Annotated in this window: 19 protein-coding genes; 2 read left to right on the top strand and 17 right to left on the bottom strand. The window is 47.9% G+C overall.

Annotation, left to right across the window (positions count from 1 at the left end; all coding sequences use genetic code 11):
* Positions 1–129: 129 nt before the first annotated feature.
* From G6R27_RS00715 to G6R27_RS00680, 8 genes are all read right to left on the bottom strand, one after another.
* A complete protein-coding gene (locus tag G6R27_RS00715; RefSeq protein ID WP_230791116.1) occupies positions 130–1,452 on the bottom strand; it encodes a 2-hydroxycarboxylate transporter family protein in 1,323 nt (440 codons plus the stop codon).
* 52 nt (positions 1,453–1,504) lie between these two features.
* Entirely contained in the window at positions 1,505–2,302 is a 798-nt protein-coding gene (locus tag G6R27_RS00710; RefSeq protein ID WP_213819174.1) for an alpha/beta fold hydrolase, read from the bottom strand.
* 77 nt (positions 2,303–2,379) lie between these two features.
* Positions 2,380–3,849, bottom strand: coding sequence for a citrate lyase holo-[acyl-carrier protein] synthase (gene citX / locus G6R27_RS00705; RefSeq protein WP_213819173.1), 1,470 nt, complete (start codon positions 3,847–3,849; stop codon positions 2,380–2,382).
* 182 nt (positions 3,850–4,031) lie between these two features.
* Positions 4,032–5,570 (bottom strand): citrate lyase subunit alpha, encoded by a 1,539-nt coding sequence (citF, locus tag G6R27_RS00700; protein WP_213819172.1) that lies wholly within the window; start codon positions 5,568–5,570, stop codon positions 4,032–4,034.
* Positions 5,560–6,471 carry a citrate (pro-3S)-lyase subunit beta gene (gene citE, locus G6R27_RS00695; protein ID WP_213819171.1) on the bottom strand — a complete coding sequence of 304 codons (912 nt, stop codon included), beginning with the start codon at positions 6,469–6,471 and terminating at the stop codon, positions 5,560–5,562. The genes citF and citE overlap by 11 nt, the downstream gene beginning before the upstream one ends.
* Positions 6,471–6,764 carry a citrate lyase acyl carrier protein gene (citD, locus tag G6R27_RS00690; RefSeq protein WP_213819170.1) on the bottom strand — a complete coding sequence of 98 codons (294 nt, stop codon included), beginning with the start codon at positions 6,762–6,764 and terminating at the stop codon, positions 6,471–6,473. The genes citE and citD overlap by 1 nt, the downstream gene beginning before the upstream one ends.
* On the bottom strand, positions 6,754–7,818 hold the full coding sequence (citC, locus tag G6R27_RS00685; RefSeq protein ID WP_213819169.1) for a [citrate (pro-3S)-lyase] ligase: 1,065 nt from the start codon (positions 7,816–7,818) through the stop codon (positions 6,754–6,756). Before citC ends, citD begins: the two co-directional genes overlap by 11 nt.
* Positions 7,815–8,969 (bottom strand): NAD(P)-dependent malic enzyme, encoded by a 1,155-nt coding sequence (locus G6R27_RS00680; protein WP_213819168.1) that lies wholly within the window; start codon positions 8,967–8,969, stop codon positions 7,815–7,817. The genes citC and G6R27_RS00680 overlap by 4 nt, the downstream gene beginning before the upstream one ends.
* Positions 8,970–9,256: 287 nt before the next feature.
* Here G6R27_RS00680 and G6R27_RS00675 point away from each other — a divergent pair, with 287 nt between their 5' ends.
* A complete protein-coding gene (locus tag G6R27_RS00675; RefSeq protein WP_213819167.1) occupies positions 9,257–10,207 on the top strand; it encodes a sugar-binding transcriptional regulator in 951 nt (316 codons plus the stop codon).
* Between the two features lie 54 nt (positions 10,208–10,261).
* Here the strand turns inward: G6R27_RS00675 and brnQ are convergent, their stop codons facing one another.
* On the bottom strand, positions 10,262–11,647 hold the full coding sequence (gene brnQ / locus G6R27_RS00670; protein ID WP_213819166.1) for a branched-chain amino acid transport system II carrier protein: 1,386 nt from the start codon (positions 11,645–11,647) through the stop codon (positions 10,262–10,264).
* A 385-nt stretch (positions 11,648–12,032) separates the two neighbouring features.
* Between brnQ and G6R27_RS00665 the strand changes: the two genes are divergently transcribed.
* Positions 12,033–12,221 (top strand): hypothetical protein, encoded by a 189-nt coding sequence (locus tag G6R27_RS00665; RefSeq protein ID WP_213819165.1) that lies wholly within the window; start codon positions 12,033–12,035, stop codon positions 12,219–12,221.
* A 42-nt stretch (positions 12,222–12,263) separates the two neighbouring features.
* Here G6R27_RS00665 and G6R27_RS00660 read toward each other — a convergent pair whose 3' ends face one another.
* The 8 genes from G6R27_RS00660 to map form a co-directional block, all read right to left on the bottom strand.
* Positions 12,264–13,256 (bottom strand): aldo/keto reductase, encoded by a 993-nt coding sequence (locus G6R27_RS00660; protein ID WP_213819164.1) that lies wholly within the window; start codon positions 13,254–13,256, stop codon positions 12,264–12,266.
* A 12-nt stretch (positions 13,257–13,268) separates the two neighbouring features.
* Positions 13,269–14,198, bottom strand: coding sequence for a GDSL-type esterase/lipase family protein (locus tag G6R27_RS00655; protein WP_213819163.1), 930 nt, complete (start codon positions 14,196–14,198; stop codon positions 13,269–13,271).
* A gap of 3 nt (positions 14,199–14,201) precedes the next feature.
* Positions 14,202–15,164, bottom strand: a complete 963-nt coding sequence (locus G6R27_RS00650) for a ribose-phosphate diphosphokinase (protein ID WP_213819162.1) — start codon at positions 15,162–15,164, stop codon at positions 14,202–14,204.
* Between the two features lie 77 nt (positions 15,165–15,241).
* Positions 15,242–17,758: an SF1B family DNA helicase RecD2 gene (gene recD2, locus G6R27_RS00645; protein WP_213819161.1), complete on the bottom strand. Its 2,517-nt coding sequence runs from the start codon at positions 17,756–17,758 to the stop codon at positions 15,242–15,244.
* Positions 17,759–17,811: 53 nt separating this feature from the next.
* Entirely contained in the window at positions 17,812–18,468 is a 657-nt protein-coding gene (locus tag G6R27_RS00640) for a histidine phosphatase family protein (RefSeq protein ID WP_213819160.1), read from the bottom strand.
* Positions 18,465–18,803 (bottom strand): cysteine desulfurase, encoded by a 339-nt coding sequence (locus tag G6R27_RS00635; RefSeq protein WP_213819159.1) that lies wholly within the window; start codon positions 18,801–18,803, stop codon positions 18,465–18,467. Before G6R27_RS00635 ends, G6R27_RS00640 begins: the two co-directional genes overlap by 4 nt.
* Positions 18,804–18,838: 35 nt before the next feature.
* The gene (locus G6R27_RS00630; protein ID WP_213819158.1) at positions 18,839–20,200 is read right to left on the bottom strand and encodes an RsmF rRNA methyltransferase first C-terminal domain-containing protein; all 1,362 of its coding nucleotides are present in this window, start codon (positions 20,198–20,200) and stop codon (positions 18,839–18,841) included.
* Positions 20,201–20,229: 29 nt separating this feature from the next.
* The gene (gene map, locus G6R27_RS00625; protein WP_213819157.1) at positions 20,230–21,018 is read right to left on the bottom strand and encodes a type I methionyl aminopeptidase; all 789 of its coding nucleotides are present in this window, start codon (positions 21,016–21,018) and stop codon (positions 20,230–20,232) included.
* Positions 21,019–21,161 lie beyond the last annotated feature (143 nt).

The raw sequence follows: 21,161 nt of genomic DNA, 5'->3' as shown, positions 1-21,161 counted from the left end.
CGCTTTTTTTAAGGAACAAATGATAAAAAATGTCTAAAAATTAAGTGAAAACTAAAAGAGAGCAGCAAAATTTACTTTTTAATGAGAATATTTCAACTTTATTTGGAAAGTCAGTCACCTGAACAAAACTCATCCAAAAATTGTGATCAGCAATCCAGCAATCGCTAAAATTAAAGCGCCACCGATTCGATTCCCCATCTGCGCAAAGGCAATCAAGTTCATTCGGTTGGCTGCAGAAAGCACCGCTACATTGCCAGTACCGCCCATGGAATGGTTACAAAGCCCTGCCGTAATGGCTGTTTCAATCGGATAAAGCCCAAAAATCTTACCCAAAAAACCGGCGATCAAAACCATCAAGAGAATCGAGGTGACCACGCATAGAAGCAACTGCCATGAAAAAGCCGTCATCAAGGCTGATAGATCAAGCATCGTTAATCCCACACCAGCCAAAACGGCATGCGTCATGGTTTTAACAATCAGCTGGCCAAATAAAACGGCCGATTCTTCAAATTCTGAGCTTAACAGGCCTGATGCCTTCAACACAATCGACAGCAAAATAAGAAAAGCAAAACTGTTGACGAGTGGAAAAAGCGCATGTAATAAACGAGCCAGCATCGACAAAGTTAAAGCTGCCATCATCCCCGAAAGGAGCTGCTGCGGCTGCATTGTCGGCTGAATGTTCAGGTTCTGTTTAGTTCCAAACCGTTCACGAAGTAACCGCCCCTGCCCGTTCCATACGGAATGTTTTGTATTTTTTACAAGCAAACCGGCTAGAATAATGGCAAGTAGGTTCGATAGTACCAGGGGTGGAAAGAGTTGTGAAAGCACGTCCCCCGAAGGTAATCCCAAAGCAGAACCGTAAATGGTAGACAGGGGTACGATTCCTGCCCCAACCCCACCAGCCATCATTGGAAAAGTGATGAAAAAAGTGGTGTGCCAGAAGCCTAGACCAAGCAGTTGGCCAATGAGGCCAACAAGTATAAAGACACTAAACATCGTCATGAAGGCGACGGGTAAAAAGCGGATCGTCGCCTTTAAAATCAATTGTCGGTCCATCTTAAAAATGGCCGACACGACGAGTGAGACAATATAGAATTCTAAGAAGTTGCTGGTCGACAAGAACCCCTTCACCGTCTCTAAGGCTGACTGGGGTACAAACCCTGCCCAAGCAATCAAGGCGGAAACGATCGTCGTAAAGACCGAACCACCACCGAGATAACTTTTGACGATTGGCAGATGATGACCTAAATCGTAGAGAACCGCACCCAGACTAACCATCAAGAAAATGGCCCCCGCCATGTTCTTTGGCAACTGTTTGGATACATTAAGGCCCACCATCAACAAGAATACGAAAAGCAAAGCAAAAAGCCCCATCCCGTCAATCCGGATTTTGTTGATCTTTTGCCTGCACTTTTCAAAGAACCCTGCCGCAACAACTGTCTTTTTTCTCATCATCGTTCCTCACTTCTGTTTGTTACCGATAATTACAAGCTCAGTATAGCAATCATTTGGTCACAAAATCATGAAGGATCGTGCTAAATTTTTCTGGTTTTTCCAAATGTGGCAGGTGTCCAGTTCCTGGAATCACAACCAGCTCTTGTCCGCCTTTTAAATCGTCCAAAAAATCATGGTAATACTGATGTTTCCACAAAGGGGAAGCACCACCCGCCACAAAAAGTTTGGCCAGTCCGCAAGCCGAGAGATTCTCCCGCCAATCAGACAGTAAATGATCTTTCAATAGTGGAAAAGCAAGGTCAAAATCAAAAGGATAGTCGATTTTTTCCTGTTTTAACTTGTCTTTAAAGGCCTGACTAACTGGTGCGACCGTCATTTTTTGATGGAAGAAAGTTTCGGACAAAACGGGAAAACTTGTCCAATTTAATCCCAGAAGACCAGCTGTCCAGGTCTCATCATTCAGTAGCTTTGGCGATTGGTCGATAAAGACGGCCTGACGAAAGGCCGCCTCGCCAAAAAGTGAGAGATAAGCCCAAATCACCGCTGCCCCCATCGAATGGCCGATAACCAATAGATCGGACAAATTCAATCGGTCAATCAGCTCCTTCAAATCAGCGGCCAAGCGACTAATACGCAAGTTTTTACTTGTACGTGCTGATCGGCCATGACTCCGCCAATCCATTGTGACCACACAAAACCCTTGCGCTTTTAGCGTTTCAATCTGATACTGCCACTCGGCCTGAATACCAGAAAAGCCAGCCAGCAAAAGGGCCGTTTTTCCTTGATCATTTCCTTGATGTACTTGATAGTTGATGGATACCCCATCACTCGTCTTAAAAAAAGCCATTCACGTTCTCCTTTTGGACAATCAAAAAGGCTTCCACGAAAAGGAAACCTTTTGCCTTATTCTAACGAATTGACTAGTTAAAGCAAGCCAGTTAACCGACCAATAAAAATCGTCAAGATGAGATAATCTGCGGCGCCCCCCATCGATAGGTTCTTTTCGATAAACGCCTGGTCCAGGCTAGCCAAGTAATCTTGACCACCTTTACTTTCAGCACCGCCCCTTGCTTCAAATTCCTGAACCCACTGGTTCAGCTGCTGACTAATCTTAGGATCCCCGTAACGCTTGATCATGGTTGAATCCGTAATGGATGTTGCAAGGGCCATCAACGTGTTCAATAAACGGACGCGAGTCGTTCCACGACTTTCTCGCAACGTCTTCAACCCCACTGTCGAAAGCGGGCGCAAGCCACCCGCAATTTCGCCACGAACACCAGTCAGTTGGTAGTCTTGATACTGCTGTTCACCAGCAGTTGAGGGCCGATTAGCATTGCCCTTAAAGACTTTTTTATCAGCGTCGCCTTTCGAATCGGTTAACCCAGAAGGTGAAAACTTTTCTTTCAAATCGTTTTCGACCAGCTGCGCGCCCATCCGTGACACAACCGTTTGAACAAAGGAAAGCGACGGGCTTTGCTCGTTACGGCTAGCATAGCCATAGGCCGCAATCAGAATGCCCAAACTAAAAATGGTGCCTTTATGCGTGTTCACCCCATCAGTCACCTGAAACATCCGCCCTTCGGCAAAACGACCAGAAGGACGAATGGTCGACAGCAAAGCGGTCAATTGGTCGCCCCGAAACGTGCGCCCCGCTTCGAAACACTTTTTGAAGTAATTTTCTAAAGAGAGCGAGGAATCCAAAAAGGAATAAATGTCCATATCCTGATGCGCCCCGTTTGAAACGGGATCGACCAGACCAGGCTTTGGCCAAGTCACGGCTTCGGCCAGGCAGGCAAAGGTCGCAGCCTTTGCAACCGTTTCTTGATCCCAGGCAGGGATGACCGGATCGATCACAAAGTAATCCGTATAAATCTGGTTAATATTATCCCGTAATGCCGATATATCATGCTTGCCCGAACGCGCACATTCCTTGGCATTTTCCGAACAAATTAGGCAAGTTCGTGGCGCAAAGCCAAGTTCCTGCCGTGATAATTGGTAAGCAGGCGCATGCAAAGTCATCACGTCGATGTCAAAAAGCCGCCCCAAGAAAAAGTGCTCTTCAAAGCGAATCGCCTCTTTTTTGACCTCCTCTAGCTCGCGGTTAATGACAAAAAAGCCTTCAGGGCCCGTCAATCGATCAGCTTCAACCGTTACTTTTTGGACCGCCATCGAAGACATTTTCGACAACAACAATCGCCAGCCGGCAAAGAAGAGCTGCTTGATTGAAGGACTATTCTTCACCTCGCCTGGTACATTTAATTTCACGGCAACCACTGTACTAGTGGAAAAATGTTGCATCAAGTGATCTTGCACGGCCACCCGCCAATCGCGGTTTTTCAACACGTCTTCAAGTTGAACCGGGCAACCTTCTGCAAAAATATCAACTATTTCCATTGTCCTATCCCTCTGTCTCGCTCGATATATTCTAATATAGCAAAAGAATAGCCAATGGTCGATAGAAACCTGAATAATCGGTATACCGACGATCATTTTATTAAACAATCAAGCATTTTTTGTTCGTTATTCTAATCAAAAAGCCGGGCCATTTGCCCGACTTTTAGACTATCTGACACTTATTAGTCTTTTACTTCTTTAATCACATCAATCAACGTACCGTCCCGGTATTCGGCCAAAGCCACGACACGATCCGTAAATTCAAGCGGTTTTGGCGTCCCTACCAACTTTTCGGCTTTCTGCTGCAATTCGTCAATGGTCAAGACTGGTAGGCCAGGTACCTTATCTAACTGCCCGATTAAGTCTTGTCGCTTTGGATTGATGGCAATGCCAAGTTCGGTCACGACCACATCAATCGAATCACCGGGTGTGATCACCGTCGTTACCTTGGGCACAATGGTGGCAATCCGCCCACGAACCAAAGGTGCCGAGATAATCGTCAAATTAGCCATGGCCGCATCCTGGTGACCACCGATCGCTCCTCGGATCACGCCATCGGAGCCTGACATAACATTGACGTTAAAGTCGGTATCGATTTCTAAAGCAGACAAAATTGCCACGTCCAACTTATCGACCATGGCCCCCTTGTTGGCTGGATCGGCATACCAGGAAGCATCGATTTCTTGCTGGTTAGGCGAACTTTTCATCGATGAGGCCGCGCCTTTGTCAAAGTCCTGGACGTCCATCACCTTGTCGACCAGTCCTTCATTTAACAAATCAACGGTTGGCTTGGTGATCCCACCAAGGGCAAAGGATGCCTTCACTTGATTGTCAATCATCGCTTGCCGCAAGAAACGCGTAACGGCCAAAGCGGCGCCACCAGACCCCGTTTGGAAAGAGAAACCATCTTTAAAGTAAGCCGAATGTGTGATCACATCGTTAACCATCTTGGCAATCTTTAATTCCTTTGGATCTTTGGTAAAGCGAGTGGCCCCGGAGCCAATCTTGTCAGGATCCCCGACCTTATCCACCTTAACGACATAATCCACTTGAGTCTGTTTGATCGAAGCAGGCGTGTTGGGATAGGGGCGCAGATCATCTGTTATCAAAACCAATTGGTTGGCATATTGGGCATCCATTAGGGCATAGCCCAAAGAACCAAAGGCAGCCGCCCCGTTCATCCCGTTCGCATTGCCCATCTCATCGGCATTTGGCACACCAAGAAAGGCAACGTCGATCTTAATATCGCCTGCTTCAATGGCTCGGGCGCGGTTTCCGTGGGAGCGGAAGATCACCGGATTTTTTAAAGCGCCGTGGGAGACAGCATCCCCCAATGATCCGCGCATCCCCGATGACGTGATATTGGTCACCGTTTTCTTTTGGATGGCTTCTACCACAATGTCATTCATCACGTTGGTCAAAGAAGAAGGCGCCAATGTGAGGTTCTGATAACCGGCATCAATAATTTCTCGCATCACCCGATTAAAGACGTCGTCACCCTCACGGAAATGGTGGTGGAAAGAGATCGTCATGCCGTCTTTGACCGTATCATGAACGACTTGTTTGATCGAATCCACCACTTTGGATGGCCCAGCTTGTGCCGTCACTTTTGGTGCAACGCGCTGAATCACTGGATTTAAAAAGTCGGTCGATTGAAAATCTTCGTAATGGTACTCATTTAAAATCTTATCCGGAATTTCCCGGTTCACATTATTTTTCAAGGTAGTTCCCCTCCGCATCAACAAGGTTGTTGGCCTTGGCTAACTTCATCACGCGCTCGGCTCGCAGCACAACGGGACGGTCGACCATCTGCCCATTCATGGCAATCACACCAGAGCCTTTCCTCTTGGCCTCCTCGATGGCTGCCATGACGTTTTGCGCATTGAAGATCTCCTTTTCGGTCGGTGTGAAGACGGCGTTCACTGGTGCAACCTGGCGCGGGTTGATGATCGACTTACCGTCAAATCCAAGCTGGTGGATCAGCTTCGTTTCCCGAACTAGGCCTTCTTCATCATCCAAGTCGGTAAAGACCGTATCAAAGGCGGCAATCTTTGCGGCACGTGCCGCATGTAAAATCACGTTACGGGCATAAAGCAGCTCTTGTCCATCTGGATACCGATGCGTCTTCATGTCGGTCGTGTAGTCTTCGGCTGACAAAGCAATCCCGATCATGCGATCCGACGCCGAGGCAATCTGATAAGCGTTCACCACACCCATTGCCGATTCAATGGCCGCCATCAAATGCGTCGAACCAACCTTTCGGCCGAATTCCTTTTCAGCTTCTTCCACCAAGTTTTCCAATTCATGAATCATGTCGGCTGATTCCGTTTTAGGTAAGCGAATCACATCGATGCCGGCCTTAACCATGGCCTTAATATCGTTTTCATAAAAAGGCGTGTCCAAACCGTTGATTCGAACGACCAACTCGGCACCATTGTAATCATAGGTTTGCAAAGCCTCATAAACCAAATAACGGGCCGCATCCTTTTCATTCATATTGACGGCATCTTCCAGGTCAAACATGATCGAATCGACACCAAAGATTCCAGCGTCTTTAATCAAGCCAGGGTTATTACCAGGAACAAACATCATGGTTCGCCGCAACCGTTCATCTGAAGCCATTAAAGCACCTCCCAATTTGGTTGATCTTTTTGATCCATAGCTCGCTGAACAACGGTGATTGCCCGCGCCTTAATCACGGGTGTCAAAGCGCCCTTATCCACCACTTTTACCATGACGTCATCAATCTGATAACTCGCCAAAACGTCTTGAATCGTCTTTTTAATCGCATCGCCAAATTGTTTTTTGACGTCGGAGGTCAAATCAAAGGTGATCCCCTTTTCTCCTTGGCTCAACATAATTTGGATATCAGACGATTCCAAAGTACCAGCCATGGCCGTTTGTTTAATCTGCATGCTGATTTTGTCCTTTCATCATTTTGCCCCGAAGGGTCTGCCAATGTTCGTTAATAAAATGCGCGGTCGTTTTCGGCACTAATGCCACGATAGAAGAAAATTGATTGTCTTTAATTGCCTGTCTGACACTTGAGGCCGAAACGGCTTGTTTACCATCCGCCTGCGTCAATCGTGGCACTTCTTTGACCAGCACCTCCTTTGGCAATACTGCCTGCAAAGCCTCGTTATAACGCTTTGTCGTAGGCGAATCCGGCTCCGTTCCGACATAGCGCACCTGAATACCAAGTGGCCCTGCAATCTGTTCTTTGAACAATTCAGCATCTAAGGTCGTTTGGTAAGAAATGGCCCGATCGTGATCCTTTATAAAATAAGCAGGAAAGGACAGATAGGAAACCATGTAGTCGCCGCCGTTTGCCACGCAAACGTTCTTTACATCAGAAAGTCCCCTTTCGACCAAGGCCAGCCGTTCCTTTGTCGTAAAAAGGGACACGTCTTGGTTAACCACAAACACATAGACCCAATCATTTTCCTTTGCCGCCTGCTCGACCAAATACCGGTGTCCCTTAGTAAAGGGATTGGCATTTAAGACAACCGCAGCGACACGCTTGGCCGTATTTGGTTTTTTGGGTAACTGTTCGCGGAAGCTTTGAATGTTTGGCGTCCCCTTCTCTAAGATCAACCCCTGCTTTGTCTTGGCCAAGGTGTTGAAGCCAACGTGCGCAAACGAATGCTCATAAGTTGGTTTGGTAAAAACAAAGAGGTGAAAATGGCCAGACTGTGCCAGACTAGCTTCTAAAGAAGAAACAAGTTGATTGAAACGCGCGCCTGCCGGACCGTTGGGTTCATCCTCGACTGCGATATATTTGATCGTTTCCCCTGCAATTGAGCCGGTACCGACCAATCGATTTTTTTCATCAAAGAGGCCAATGGTTTGGTCAATCTGGTCAACTTCTTGATCGGAAAAAACGGGAATGCCTTTCTTAGTCAAAAAAGTTTGCCAAGTCTTTTTGACCCGCGGATTAAAAAGGTAAAGTTCTGCCACTTTATCGGTCATTTTTGACCTTTCGTTGCATAATCGACGACAGCCTTTTCCACTGCATCGACCACGCCATCATCAAAGACACCTGGTACGATCTTGTCGGCTCTTAGATCATCGACTAAGTTCGCCAATCCTTGAGCCACCTGGATTTGCAAAGAAAGGTCAACATGCTTCAAACCAGAAACTAGCAAGCCCTTGAATAACCCAGGGAAAACCAAGATGTTATTCACCTGGTTGGCCCACTGGGAAGAACCGGTCGCAATCACGGCTGCGCCGGCTTCTTTGGCATCTGCGGGATTGATCTCTGGCACCGGATTAGCCAAAGCAAAAACGATCGCTTGATCGGCCATCCGCGCCACTTGCTCTTGTGAAAGGACGTTTTGGTCAGACAAGCCAATGAAAACGTCCGCCTCGTCGATCACATCGTCTAACTGTTGGCCTTCTTCTTGATTAACTTGACCGGCCAGATCCCTTTGAAAATGGTTGTAACGGTCATCATCAACTCGAACAACGCCGTGAATATCAACCAAAGTTTGTTGCTTAATGCCAGCTTGCAAGAGCAATTTGGCAGTCGCCAAACCTGAAGCGCCAATCCCGTTAACGACGACCTTCAAATCAACCAACTTCTTGCCGACAACCTTGGCTGCATTGATCAAGCCGGCCAAAACAACAATGGCGGTTCCCGTCTGGTCGTCATGATAAACTGGAATGTCCAACTCGTCCGATAGACGCTTTTCAATCTCAAAAACCCGCGGTGCGGCGATATCTTCCAAATGGATACCAGCAAAAGATGGCGCCATCGTCTTAATCGTCATCACGATATCATCGATCGACTCCTGCTTTAGGGCCATCGGAATGGCATCCACACCGGCAAATGACTTATATATCAAGGCCTTGCCTTCAACAATTGGCAAACCGGCGCCAGGGCCAATGTTGCCCAACCCAAGAACGGCTGAACCATCGGTAATCACTGGGATCAACTTTCCAGACACCGTGTATTTGCCCTGGTCTTTCGGATTCGCTTCAATATCCTTGGCTAACCCAGCAACGCCTGGCGTGTAGGCCTTTGCCAGATCGGCTGGATCCTTAATGGAAAAGGTCCCCTGGACTTCTAAAACGCCCGTGTGGGCTGCGTGTAACGCTTTGACTTCGTTTAAATCCGCCATGTTTCCCCCTCAAAGTGGATGGTGTAGACTTCTATAAAGTCATTTTAAATCGCCGATTGGCCGAAGTAAAGAAAATTTGTTAATATTTTTTGAAATATCACGATTTTTTATTTTATTTTCAATTTTTAAAATGGTTCAATATTTTTAAAGAGCACAAATAAGTAAAATTATAGCCATTTTTTGTAAAAATAAGGAATAATAGTGTAAAATAAGCTTAACCGCTTCGGTCCCTCACCCAAATTTTAGGGGAAACCGATTAAAATTTGAAAGAGAAGAGAAATTTTTGTATGCCAACAACGGATCCAGGTCTACTCGCACAGATTTCAGAAGATTACTACTTGAATAAGTTAGCGTTCGGAGAGATTTCTGAAAAATATCATATTTCCCGTTACCTGATTAACAAATATTTGAACGAAGCTGTTAAGACGGGAATTGTGAAAATTGAAGTGGCCACCACTGCTTCCCGCAACTCGCAGTTAGAACAAATCTTCAAGGAAAAGTTCCCAGAAACCGCCTGCTACATTATTCAGGATGACGCCACGGAAACGGCAACTGAAGAGCTGCTTTCCAATTATTCCGCTAACTTTGTGGTTAGCCATTTGGAAAAGGGACCACATGTCGTCGGGGTCAGCTGGGGTGAAACGATGTATTCTGTCATCGACGCCATTACCACTAACCCACTCGAGCAAGTCAAATTCACTCAATTTATCGGCGAAAACATGAAGTACAATTCGACTGCCGGTTGTGTTCGCATCGTCGAACATGCAGCCAAGAAGGTTGCTGGCGAATTCCTGACCTTGCCTGCCCCACTCTACCTTTCCGATAACATGGTGCGAAACGGCCTTTACGATGCGGTCTCCATTAAGCGGACGATGGATGTTGCCAAGAAAATGGACACGGTGTTGACCGGTCTTGGCACGATCGCTTCCTTGGAATCCATTGCCATTTGGAATCAAAACCTCAACCGTCTCTTCCCAGACGTTCGTTTGGGCGAAGTGGCCGGAATGATTTACGGCCGGCCATACGATATCAACGGGCACTTCTTGAACGAAGACACAGATAAGACAGTTGGCTTGGCACTGAACACGATTATGAGCGTGAAAAAGCGTATCGGTGTTGTCCGTTCAAAGGCCAAAACAAAGGCAGCCATCGGGGCATTACGTGGGCATATGCTAACCGACTTGATCATGTCCGAATCACTCGCCTACCGGATTTTGAATGAAGCAGAAGAAAAATAAGCCATACGAAAAGCGATCCTTGTTTCAAACAAGGACCGCTTTTTTGTTTTTTGATTAATCCGCAAAGGGTGGTTGATCAACCGATGGCGATTGCCTCATGAACTGCACCAAAAGCCCGATAATCAGACCAACGGCAGAAAAGAGCAACCAGGAGAAGCCTTCGGAAGCCAAAAAGACATGCGCCTGGTACCAACCGGTGTGCGCCACACCATTTTGCGTATAGCTGACAAAACCACCAAGCGCCTTGGCAAATGGGACGTGCGTCAAGCCATCCCCGATCGACCCAATCAAGGTCAGTCCAATCGACCAATTGAAGAGCGCCTTGGTGCGGCCCAACCATGGTGAAACCAGGTTCAAGAAGACCAATACGATGGCCACGGGATACATCATCAAAAGAACCGGCACCGCCCATTCGATGATCTTATCCAAACCAAGCAAGGCCACCAAGAAGGCAATCACAACGGCCAAACCAAGCCAGCGTTCGTAAGACACCTTTGGAAAGGCCCGGTGAAAGTCATGAGCAAAGGATGATGATTCACCCATTGCGGTGGTAAAGACCGCAACCGGTCCCATGACGGCCAAGAAAACCTGGCCAAAGGAACCGAAGTAATTGGTCATAATTTGCGTTAAGGCAATCGCCCCGTTGACCGAAACGTTCTCTTTTCCAAGAGAGGTCGTACCCAACAGAATCAAGCCAACGTAAACCAGAGACAAACCAATCAACGCCCAGGTTCCGGTTTTAACAATAATTTTAGCCACGTGGGCGGGCTTGTGGTAGCCCATCCCCTCAATGGCGTGCACGATGGCGACACCAAGAACAAGCGATGCTAATGCATCGACTGTGTTATAACCCTCAATTGCAGCAGACAAGACGGGCGCGGACTGATACGCAGAGGTCACGTGCTGGTGTAGATCGCCCATTGGCCAAACGAGGGCCAAAACGAAGACCACGCCAAGCAAAATTAAGAAAGCAGGGTTGAGGTATTTACCAATCACTGACGTAATCGAGTCAGCACGTAGGCAGGCCCAGTAAACTAAGAAAAAATAAATCAATGAAAAGATGACTAAGCCAATTTCTTGATAGGCGGCTGGCAACCAACTCTCGATCGAGAAGGAATAAGCCACCGTCGCCGTTCGAGGCGCGACCACAAGCGGTCCCAAGCAAAAATGCAAGACCACCACGAAGATGATTGAAACTTTTGGACCAAGCGGCTTAATTAGATCAAAAACTGAACTCGACCGGGTTACTCCCAAGGCCACTAGGGCCAACAATGGCAGCAAAACCGCTGACAGGATGAAGCCAAAGGTGGCCTGCCCCCATGCGGCTCCGGCCAACTGCCCCAAATGAACCGGGAAGATTAAGTTTCCCGCTCCAAAAAACATGCCGAAAATCAAGGACACCATCAGTAGATTCTGGCGCCAAGTTAATTTCTTTTCCATTTACGATACTCCAATTTCAAGTTAACCTTCGTCAACTCTTTCTCACAAATATTCATTGTACTCGTTTTTCCGATTTCCCGCCATGCGTTCCGGTAGGAAAGCTCACAAGAAAAAGGTTACGGTGTCACGTCCCCCTCTGTTATCCTATTCATACAAAGGAGCTACCATGAAGAAAACACGCGTTCCCAAAAATCTGAAAACCGCCGATTTAGCCTTTGTACGGCCACGCAAAAAAGATCTAGAGCAGGCAATCGACAAAAGCACCACAAATCTTTAAAAAACGAGTGACGTTCACGTCGCAATTATTGCTGAACCAGAAACTGAAACGGCTGCTGACCTCTCGGTCATCGAAGCCACAGCTGAACGAGGCGTTATCGAACGTTCTTTGTCAGAATTTCGATCTGAACACGGCTTTTTAGCCGACTTTTATCGGGTAACAGCTGGGGTGCAGGCGGCTGAGACAGTCATCGCGCGTGCCCGAGAACAGATTGGTCAGCCCTTGCCGACTCAAGACAAAGGCGAATCGCCAAACGCGCTGATCACTTCCAGTAATCTAGCGCCATTAAGCAAATAAAAAAGCTGGCCGAAATGGCCAGTTTTTTATTTGGCAAGTCGCTTAACCCTTAATAATCTTTTCGATCTGCGCCAATTCATCTGCCGTAAAGTCGAGATTCTTGGTAAAGGCCAGGTTATCTGCCAGATGATCCGCGTTGGACGTTCCGATAACAACGGAAGCCACACGCCGATCTTGCAAAAGCCAGGCCAAAGACATCTGAGAAAGCGTCTGATTTCGGTTCGAAGCCATGTCATTTAAAGCATTCAACTTGCTTACTAAAGCGTCACGACCGTCGTCAAAGAGGAAACCGTTCGTCTTGTGGATTGGGAAGTTGTCCGGAATGCCCTTCAGGTAACGGTCGGTCAAGAGTCCTTCCGCCAAAGGACCGTAGGCAAAGAGTCCAGCGTGGTGCTCGTCCAAAATGTCGAGCAAACCAGATTCCTTTTCCTGCTGGTTTAACATGTTATAAGACACTTGGTTGCCAATGAAGGGCGTGCCCAAATCTTTGAAGATTTCGGCAATCGCCTTGGTTTGTTCGGCCGTGTAGTTAGAAACGCCGACGTAAAGCGCCTTTCCTTGCTTGACCAAGTGATCCAAGGCGCGAGCCGTTTCCTCCAAATTCGTGTTCGGGTCATAACGGTGGGCGTAGAAAATGTCGACATAGTCCAAGTTCATCTTTGTTAAAGATGTGTCCAGGGCATTGATCAAGGTCTTTCGACCAGAAAACTCGCCCAAAGGTCCGGGCCACATGTGGTAGCCGGCCTTTGTCGTGATAACCAATTCGTTACGGTAAGGCTTCAAGTCGGACTTGTACACCTGTCCGAAGGTTTCTTCGGCCGTCCCATTGTTTGGGCCGTAATTAAAAGCATTATCAAACGAGAAAATTCCGGAATCAAATGCCTTTAAGATGACATTACGCGAGTTTTCAAGGGGCATCGTGTCCCCCAAGTTCCGCCAAAGGCCAAAGGAAACGGCCGGCACAATCAAACCGGAGTCCGACACGCGCCGATAAGGCAACTTCTCGTAACGATCTTCTGCTGCTTGGTAAACCATTTCTACTTCCTCCTATAAAATACTGATTAATTTCTTTGCGATCTTTTCGTGATCTTCGATACCTGGATGGTGCGGCCGGGTTTGAATGCCCCAATCCGTCGTATCAACGATGGTAAAGCAGTCAAAACGCGCGGCTTCTTTCTTAAAAATGGCTGAAAACTTACCATTCCATGGCGTCAACACATAAAAGTGTGCCTGATGGAAACGCTTCACCAACTCGAGTAGATAAACCCGTAAGCCAAAGGCAAAGTCGTCTTCTGAAGCACCATAGTTGGCGTCGTTCAACCCATAGGCCACGACGACTTGATCACTTTGGACACGACGACGTGGTAAATCTTCTCCTACCCGCCAAAGTGCATCAATGGCCTTTGGCTCTTGGAACGGCGCTGATGTTGTCAGGCCGGTTCCCCCATAGGCGATGCGATTCAACGGCTTATTGCGCGCCCTTGCCACCAATGCCGGAAAGGATTGCGTGGGACGGTGGCGATCGTGGTTAAGTCCCGCCATCGCTTCACCAGCCACAATCGAATCCCCAACAAAAGTCAAATAAGGGTTGGCTGCCTGCTGTTTTTCATTTGGCAGGCTAGCCGTAAGGTCTCCTTCCCCCATGTAGCGCGCTTCCATGATGGTCAAGCCCGTCTGCCAAAAAGCGACTTGGCCCGTTGCCCATTGGTTCAGGGTCAATTGATAATCATGCCGGCCGGCTTCCAAAAAGAAAGTTAATTCGCGACCCGTCACTTCGAGATCTTCTTTATCTTGCCCATCAACGGACAATGTCCAGGTCATCACTGGATAATCATCGTCGAAAAAGAGCGAAAATTGCCCCTTTCCGTCGGCTGAAAAGGCCAAATAAGCGCCGTACTGCGAGCAGCGAATGCCCGCTTCTTCAAGAAGGGGAGACCATTCAGGCGAAGCTAACTTAATTAAGTCTACTTGCTTCATGAATTAATCCTTCCGCTCGTCTGCTGGCAAGAGCACATTTGCCAAAGACTTTTGCTCAATGACCTGCTGCAAGGCTTCCGCAAACAGGTGAGCCACTGAGATGACTTCCAATTTGGCAAACTGTTTGTGCGCTGGAATGGCCACCGTATCCGAAACCATCAGTCGATCCAAATCAGACGCCTGCAATTTTTCAGAGGCCTGGTCCGAGAAAACGCCGTGGGTGGCCAAGCCATTGATTTCAGCCGCTCCAGCTTGTTTCAAAGCAGAAGCAGCCTTCATCATCGTCTGCCCCGTATCCACCATATCAGCCACAATAATGGCATGCTTTAAAGCAACTTGCCCTGTTACACGGGCTTCTTGGTTCGGATCACGATCCTGATCGATGATGGCCCACTGACTATTGATTGCGGAGGCCAACCGTTGTACTAATTTCAACGTTGATGGACCAGAAGCCACGCAGACCACGTCTTGCCCCGTCAACCCCGACTTTTCCAAATAGTCAACTTGGGCTGGCAAAGCCAACAAATGGTCAACCGGTATATCGAAAAAGCCTTGGAGTTGCGCCGTGTGCAAATCCATAGTCATAACACGCTTAATTCCTTGATCCTGCAGCATATCAGCCAACAACCGGGCTGCGATCGGTTCACGGGACCGAGTCTTACGATCAGAACGGGCATAGCCCATATAGGGAATGATGACATTAATGGATTTCGCCGACGTTCGTTTGGCCGCATCGATAAAAATCATCAACTTCATGAAGTTCTCGTTCACTGGGTCCGCGATTGGGGCAATGACGTAAACGTCAATCCCGCGAACGGACTCAACAATGCGTTCATAAATTTCACGGTCGGCAAAGGTGCGAATGTCAACGGGCGACAGGGGCACGCCAATTTTTTCAGCAACTTTTTTTGAAAAGTCTTCGTTAATGCCTAAATCAAAAAGGCGAAATTTTGGATTAACAGTCATAATGGCTCCAAATGGATTCTTTCAAACTTTTGTGCGGCCCACAATCATCAAAGGGGGCGCTTACTTTCTTCATTATACTAAATTTCTGATTGTTCGGGCATAAAATCAGCAGGACAAAGGTCAGCCATCCCGATCATGGGGTCGATGTTTGCTGCTAAATGACTGGCCGTCAGGGCGTTTGGCAGCAAATCAGGTTGAGCAGTGTCAGGTTCTTTTTGCCCCTTTTTTGCTGTTGTCTGACTCTTAAAAGTGTCAGGAGACGACTGGTTCGATTGAAGGGGAGGCATTTTTTCGGACTGTTGCGTCTTTGTCTCCTTAAGCGCTTTTTTTCTTTTCTTGATTGCCTGACCAGAAGGTTTACTCTTTCCTGAAAGTAGTAAGCCGAGCTTAGTTTGCCGAGCGGGCACTTCGTGTTCTGCCGCATACAAAAAGGCATCATAGTCCCCCACCATGACCAACGCTTCTTTAGCTCTTGTAATGGCCGTATACACCAGATTTTGATTGAGCATGATTTTAAATTGTGAACTCAAAACAAGAAGAACCAGTTTGAATTCGTTTCCTTGGGCCTTATGAATCGTCGTTGCATAGGCCAATGTTAACTGGTTCAATGTTTTTGGTGTATACCAGACTTCTTGGCCGGCAAAATCAACAACCAAAGCATCGGAAGAAACCCCCTTATCCGATTGGTTATATACCGCCACAACCTCTCCCATGTCACCATTGTAAATGTCACGTTCGCTATCGTTTTCAAGCTGCAACACCTTGTCGCCAAGGCGAAAAAAGGTGTCCCCATACTGCAAGGTCTTTTGGCCTGCCTCAACCGGATTGAAAAGATCCTGTGCAAGCTGATTTAAAGCATTTACACCGGCTTGCGTTTTGTACATCGGTGCCAAAACTTGAACTTGATCAGCCGAAAAGCCTTTTTTGATGGCAGAAGACAAAACCTGACCAACTGCTGAAGGAACCTGTGGCGTTTTTGTCAAAAAAGTTGACCGGTCCTTTTTCTTTTCCAAAAAATCAGCGGGCAGTTTTCCGTCATTAATAGCCGCGGCCAGTTCCGAAATGGACGAGCCCTTCCCCTGACGGTAAATTCGCTGCAAAGCGACGTGATCGACCATTGGGCTTTTAATCAAATCCGCCAGTATGTTTCCTGGCCCAACCGATGGTAATTGGTCAGCATCGCCGACCAAAACGACGTGCATTGTCTTTGGAATAGCCGTAAAAAGGGCCGCCGCTAAATCACTATCTAGCATCGACGCCTCGTCGATCACCAAAAGGCCACCGGAAAGTGGATGATCCGCATCAAATTCAGCATCATCCCCATCCGAAATACCAAGTAATCGGTGAATCGTCGTCGCCTCATAACCCGTAATTTCCGTCATGCGCTTAGCAGCACGGCCCGTTGGTGACGCGAGCCGAACGCGCTGCTCTTTCAGCCAGTCCTGATCTTTTTTCTCTTCTCGCGCCTGCTTCTTAACCAAGGCCTCCCAGGTTTTGATCAGGGTCTTAGTAACGGTGGTTTTTCCCGTTCCAGGGCCACCCGTCAAGACAAAAAGTTGACTGGCCAGGGCTTTTTTGACTGCTTCTTCTTGAATCTCGTCCAGCTGGAGTTGGTCTGGCACGACAAAAGCAGCGTTAACCACTTCCTCATTTGTCAAAATTGCTGATTTTTTCTCGGACAATTCGATCACTTTGTCTGCGACCGTTTCTTCTGCCACGGCTAAATCGCGCGGTTGATAAGCCCCTTCGAAATAAGCCAAGTGGTGTTCCGCCACCAAGGCGCCCAAAGCGGCATCGATGTTTCTTTCCGGGTCGACCAAGGCATTTCCCAACATCGTCCAAGCTGCTTGGCGACTTTGCTCAACGGTCAAATAAGTGTGGCCGTTTGAAAAACAGGCGTTTTTTATGGCCGAAAAGACACCGGCCTTCAACCGCTCGGGGCTAATTTCGTCGAACCCGGCCTTACGGGCGATTTCGTCGACTTTTTTGAAAGGCAGACCATCGACATCGTAGACCAACTGGTAAGGCTGCTCCGCAATGATTTTCTGAGCTTCTTCGCCATATTGATCGAAGAGCCGGCCAGCGAGATCCGCCGACAGCCCAACCTTGTGTCCGAATGCAAAGAGACGTTCCAATCCCATATTGTTCTTTAAGGTCTCGACCAAGTTGTCAGCTACCTTTGGCTTCAACAAACCGGTCAAAACCGAAGGGTCTGCCAAAATCTTGTCCAAGGCGTCTTCGCCCAAAGCATCAACGATCTTTTCGGCCGTTTTCTTCCCGATTCCGGCAAAGTCGCCAGACGAAAAGAAAGCAATCAGCCCTTTTTCATCGGTCGCTACCTGGTTTTCATAACGAGCCGCCTGGAACTGCTGGCCGTATCGTGGGTGGTTGGTCAGCTGGCCAAAGAAGGCGTAGCTCGAGCCAGGTTTTACCGAAGCAAAGGTTCCGGTCACGATGATTTCGTCTTCACCCCAGTCGAAATCGTTGTCTGCAACCTGGATGGAGAGAATCTTAAAGTAGGAATCATTGGCCGCAAAAATCACGTTTTGCAGAATGCCCTGTACTTGATTGTCCTCAGAAATCGTTCTTACCATCTCGTCCTACTCTGTTTTTGCTATGTACGGTACAAAAAAGTACCATTTGTTCTTTAAATCGTTGTTGACGCGTCCTGTTCCTTGCCCAGATAGTCCGTTTGGTTCCACTGAATGAGCTTGAAGTGCTTCCCGTCGGTCGATTGGATGGTCGTTGTCGATGTGTTGGACAAACCACCCAGGCGAAAACGAATTTCTTCTCGTGGCACTTCCAAAAGATTGGTCATGCCAAAGGTCAAAATCAGGCCGTGGGCCACGATCAAAACGGATTCATCTGGATAATCCTTGGCGACTTGCTCGATAAAACGTCGGAAGCGTCGCACGGCTTTAGTGTACCCTTCGCCGTGAAAGCCCTGCCCTTCAAATTCTTCTAAGTGATTTTGGTAAATGTCATAGGCTTTCGGATAGTTCTTCGCCACATCTTCTTTTTTCTGCCCTTCCCAGTCCCCAAGGCCAACCTCGACGATGTTTGAGTGCAAGGACAACTTCGGCTGCTTTGGCAAATGAGAAACGATCGTCTGGGCAGTTTTGTTTGCACGGGGCAAAGGCGATGAAAAGGCACGGCTAATGCCTTTATCTTTCAAGAAAGTACCGACTTTTCCCATATCCTCATAGGAGGAAGCCAACAAAGGCGAATCGCCCTGGGCCCCCTGAAAGCGCTTCTCCAAATTCCATTCTGTTTGGCCATGACGGACAAAGTAAAAAGTTGTCATGCTACTTGCTCCAAAACTTGGCGATCAACGAGTTCTTTCAAGAAGAACGAAACGAGTTCGGTCATTTCCGCTCTGTCATCACGTTTTTTGATATCGACTGATCCACCAGCAGCACCGACAACGTCCACCTTTAAGGAGGACAAATCTTTTTTGACCACAACCTTCAGGCTGATGGCCTGATCCACCGGCTTTTCCGGTTGCAAGGACCGTTTCATGACGAAGGCACCTGCGTTGTTGACGACAAAGCCAAGATCCATCAGCGTGAATTTCTTAATCGATGGGCTAATCTTGAAAGTGCCCAAATCGTTGATTGAAAATTGTTCTTGAAAAGCCATATCATTTCTCCTTTGCATTGGCTGCCACCACGTTCTTAGTGGCGTAGTCCCTTTGGATAAAAGTTCTTGAGTTGCCCGTTCACAAACTTGGCCCAACCGACCCCGTTTCCTCCGGCCGTCATCAAAACAAAGCCCTTCTGCAGATCAGCTTTGGTGTTCAGAGCTTCTCCGTGAATGTAGGCCTGAAAAGCGGCAGCATCATCGATGGCAAAGACCTGAGCCGCCTGATCCGGTTGAATGGCTAGCGCCAAAGCATGGTCGGGTTCAAACCGTTTCTTCTTAAAAGTTCCAAGACAAAGGCCGGCCCGTAAGATCTTAATCTTTTGAAAGGCTGGGCAGTCGGAAGGGATCATAAAGACTCGGTCGCCAAAGCGAACCAGACGCGAAAAGTCGACGTCTAAGCCGGGCACCGTTTCCTTCAAAAAGTTTTGCAGCAAGGTTTCTTCTTCAGCAGAAATTCGATCGCCCTTCTGGGTTTTAATCGTTTTTACCGGCTCAGCATCTGCTGCCTTCACCAGCTTGGCGACAAAGTGCCCTTCGCCAGGCAGGTCCTGTGGCCAAAGGCGGGCGGCCTTTTTCAAATCCGGATTACCATCCGCCCAGTCCGGACGGGCATCTTGAATGCCCGAGCCCGGCACTTTGTCGATATCAACGAGCGAAAATTCCGGGTAGTTTTTAAGCAGCCAGGCAATCGTCTGCTCGTCTTCTTCCGGTGCAAAAGTACAAGTTGAGTAAACTAAAGTACCACCTGGCTTGACCATCTGCACAGCGTTGGAAAGAATTCCTTCCGACCGCTCCGCACATTCTTTCGGATAGTCTTCCGACCAGTAAGAAATGGCGTCTGGATCCTTACGGAACATCCCCTCACCAGAGCAGGGCGTGTCCAGTAAGACACGGTCAAAGAATGCGGGCAACGCCTTGGCTAGATCCTTGGAATCAGAAGAAGACACGATAGCATTTGACACCCCAAAGCGCTCAATGTTTTCGGACAAAATCTTGGCCCGAGAGAAGAAAATCTCGTTCGTCCAAAGCAATCCCGAACCCTGCATCTGACCGGCTAACTGCGTCGATTTTCCACCGGGTGCAGCTGCCAAATCTAAGACTTTTTCGCCAGGCTGGGCGTCGACCACTTCAGCCACGAACTGGGCCGACGGTTCCTGTGAGTAAACCAAGCCAGTTGTGTGGTCAATGCCTTTGCCATCGACTTGACCAAAGTAACCGTTTTTCGACCAAGGCACCGGTTGTCCTAAAGAAAGGTCGACGGGAACTTGATTGGCTTTTAAGGGATTCAAACGAAATCCCTTGTCAACTGGTCCCCTTAAAGCCGCAAAAAAAGGCCCGCTTTGTTCTTTGAGCAGGTCTTGATATTTTGCGATGAAAGCGTCTGGTAATGCCATGCTAACCTCGTCACTGAACATTCAGTCTCTTACAAATACTTGGCGTCTTCTTCTGGATCCTGTGAAGTCAAGATCTTTGGGCCATCCTTTGTGATCGCCAAAGTGTGTTCATATTGTGCAGACCACGATCCATCTAAGGTCCGAACCGTCCAACCATCTTCTGGTGTTTCGTCGGTTTCAACTTCCCATCCGCCCATGTTAATCATGGGCTCGATGGTAATGGTCATTCCTTCCTTCAAACGAAGACCGTGTCCGGCTTTTCCAAAGTGTGGAATCTGTGGGTCTTCGTGCATCGTTGGGCCAACCCCGTGACCAATGTATTGGCGCACGTCACCATAGCCCATTTCGTCTTCAGCGTACCGTTGGATAGCGGCACCAATATCCCCAACACGATTTCCGACAACGGCTTGATCGATTCCCAAATATAACGACTTCTTGGCCACTTCCATCAACTTCTTGACTTCTGGTGACACTTCACCGACGGCATAAGACCAAGCAGAGTCAGAAACAGCCCCATCCAAGCCAACAACCGTATCGACTTTGACCAAATCGCCGTTCTTCAACTTTAGCCCCTTGCGAGGCAAGCCGTGGGCCACTTCACTATTCACTGAAACCGTGACGGCGTACTTGAAGCCTTCAAACCCAATTTGCAAAGGAACCCCACCGTGATCCTCGATGTATGCCTTACACTTAGTCTCAATTTCCCAAGTATCGAGTCCTGGCTTAATCAAATCGCGAAGCATGTGGTGCATGCCGGCAATAATCGCACCAGACTTGCGCATCGCTTCAATTTCACGTGGTGATTTTAAACTAATCATGAATGTCCCTTTCCTATCTTCCAAATTACTTTCATTATAACATTTTCACCTTTAATCACACGGACCAATCAACGCTTTTTTTCATGTCTTTTCATTCTTGTAACATTTGACTTTTTTAGAACCGATCGCCATAATAAAGGAAA

The sequence above is a fragment of the Fructobacillus papyriferae genome (assembly GCF_018437225.1).
Taxonomy (GTDB): Bacteria; Bacillota; Bacilli; order Lactobacillales; family Lactobacillaceae; genus Fructobacillus; species Fructobacillus papyriferae.
The sequence above is the reverse complement of the archived record's forward strand: the minus strand, read 5'-3'. Positions and strand labels throughout refer to the sequence as shown.

Coding starts and splice junctions, on each gene's coding strand:
- G6R27_RS00715 (WP_230791116.1), bottom strand. CDS start 1,452: ATGAGAAAAAAGACAGTTGTTGCGGCAGGGTTCTTTGAAAAGTGCAGG.
- G6R27_RS00710 (WP_213819174.1), bottom strand. CDS start 2,302: ATGGCTTTTTTTAAGACGAGTGATGGGGTATCCATCAACTATCAAGTA.
- citX (WP_213819173.1), bottom strand. CDS start 3,849: ATGGAAATAGTTGATATTTTTGCAGAAGGTTGCCCGGTTCAACTTGAA.
- citE (WP_213819171.1), bottom strand. CDS start 6,471: ATGGCTTCAGATGAACGGTTGCGGCGAACCATGATGTTTGTTCCTGGT.
- citD (WP_213819170.1), bottom strand. CDS start 6,764: ATGCAGATTAAACAAACGGCCATGGCTGGTACTTTGGAATCGTCTGAT.
- citC (WP_213819169.1), bottom strand. CDS start 7,818: ATGACCGATAAAGTGGCAGAACTTTACCTTTTTAATCCGCGGGTCAAA.
- G6R27_RS00680 (WP_213819168.1), bottom strand. CDS start 8,969: ATGGCGGATTTAAACGAAGTCAAAGCGTTACACGCAGCCCACACGGGC.
- G6R27_RS00675 (WP_213819167.1), top strand. CDS start 9,257: ATGCCAACAACGGATCCAGGTCTACTCGCACAGATTTCAGAAGATTAC.
- brnQ (WP_213819166.1), bottom strand. CDS start 11,647: ATGGAAAAGAAATTAACTTGGCGCCAGAATCTACTGATGGTGTCCTTG.
- G6R27_RS00660 (WP_213819164.1), bottom strand. CDS start 13,256: ATGGTTTACCAAGCAGCAGAAGATCGTTACGAGAAGTTGCCTTATCGG.
- G6R27_RS00655 (WP_213819163.1), bottom strand. CDS start 14,198: ATGAAGCAAGTAGACTTAATTAAGTTAGCTTCGCCTGAATGGTCTCCC.
- G6R27_RS00650 (WP_213819162.1), bottom strand. CDS start 15,164: ATGACTGTTAATCCAAAATTTCGCCTTTTTGATTTAGGCATTAACGAA.
- recD2 (WP_213819161.1), bottom strand. CDS start 17,758: ATGGTAAGAACGATTTCTGAGGACAATCAAGTACAGGGCATTCTGCAA.
- G6R27_RS00640 (WP_213819160.1), bottom strand. CDS start 18,468: ATGACAACTTTTTACTTTGTCCGTCATGGCCAAACAGAATGGAATTTG.
- G6R27_RS00635 (WP_213819159.1), bottom strand. CDS start 18,803: ATGGCTTTTCAAGAACAATTTTCAATCAACGATTTGGGCACTTTCAAG.
- G6R27_RS00630 (WP_213819158.1), bottom strand. CDS start 20,200: ATGGCATTACCAGACGCTTTCATCGCAAAATATCAAGACCTGCTCAAA.
- map (WP_213819157.1), bottom strand. CDS start 21,018: ATGATTAGTTTAAAATCACCACGTGAAATTGAAGCGATGCGCAAGTCT.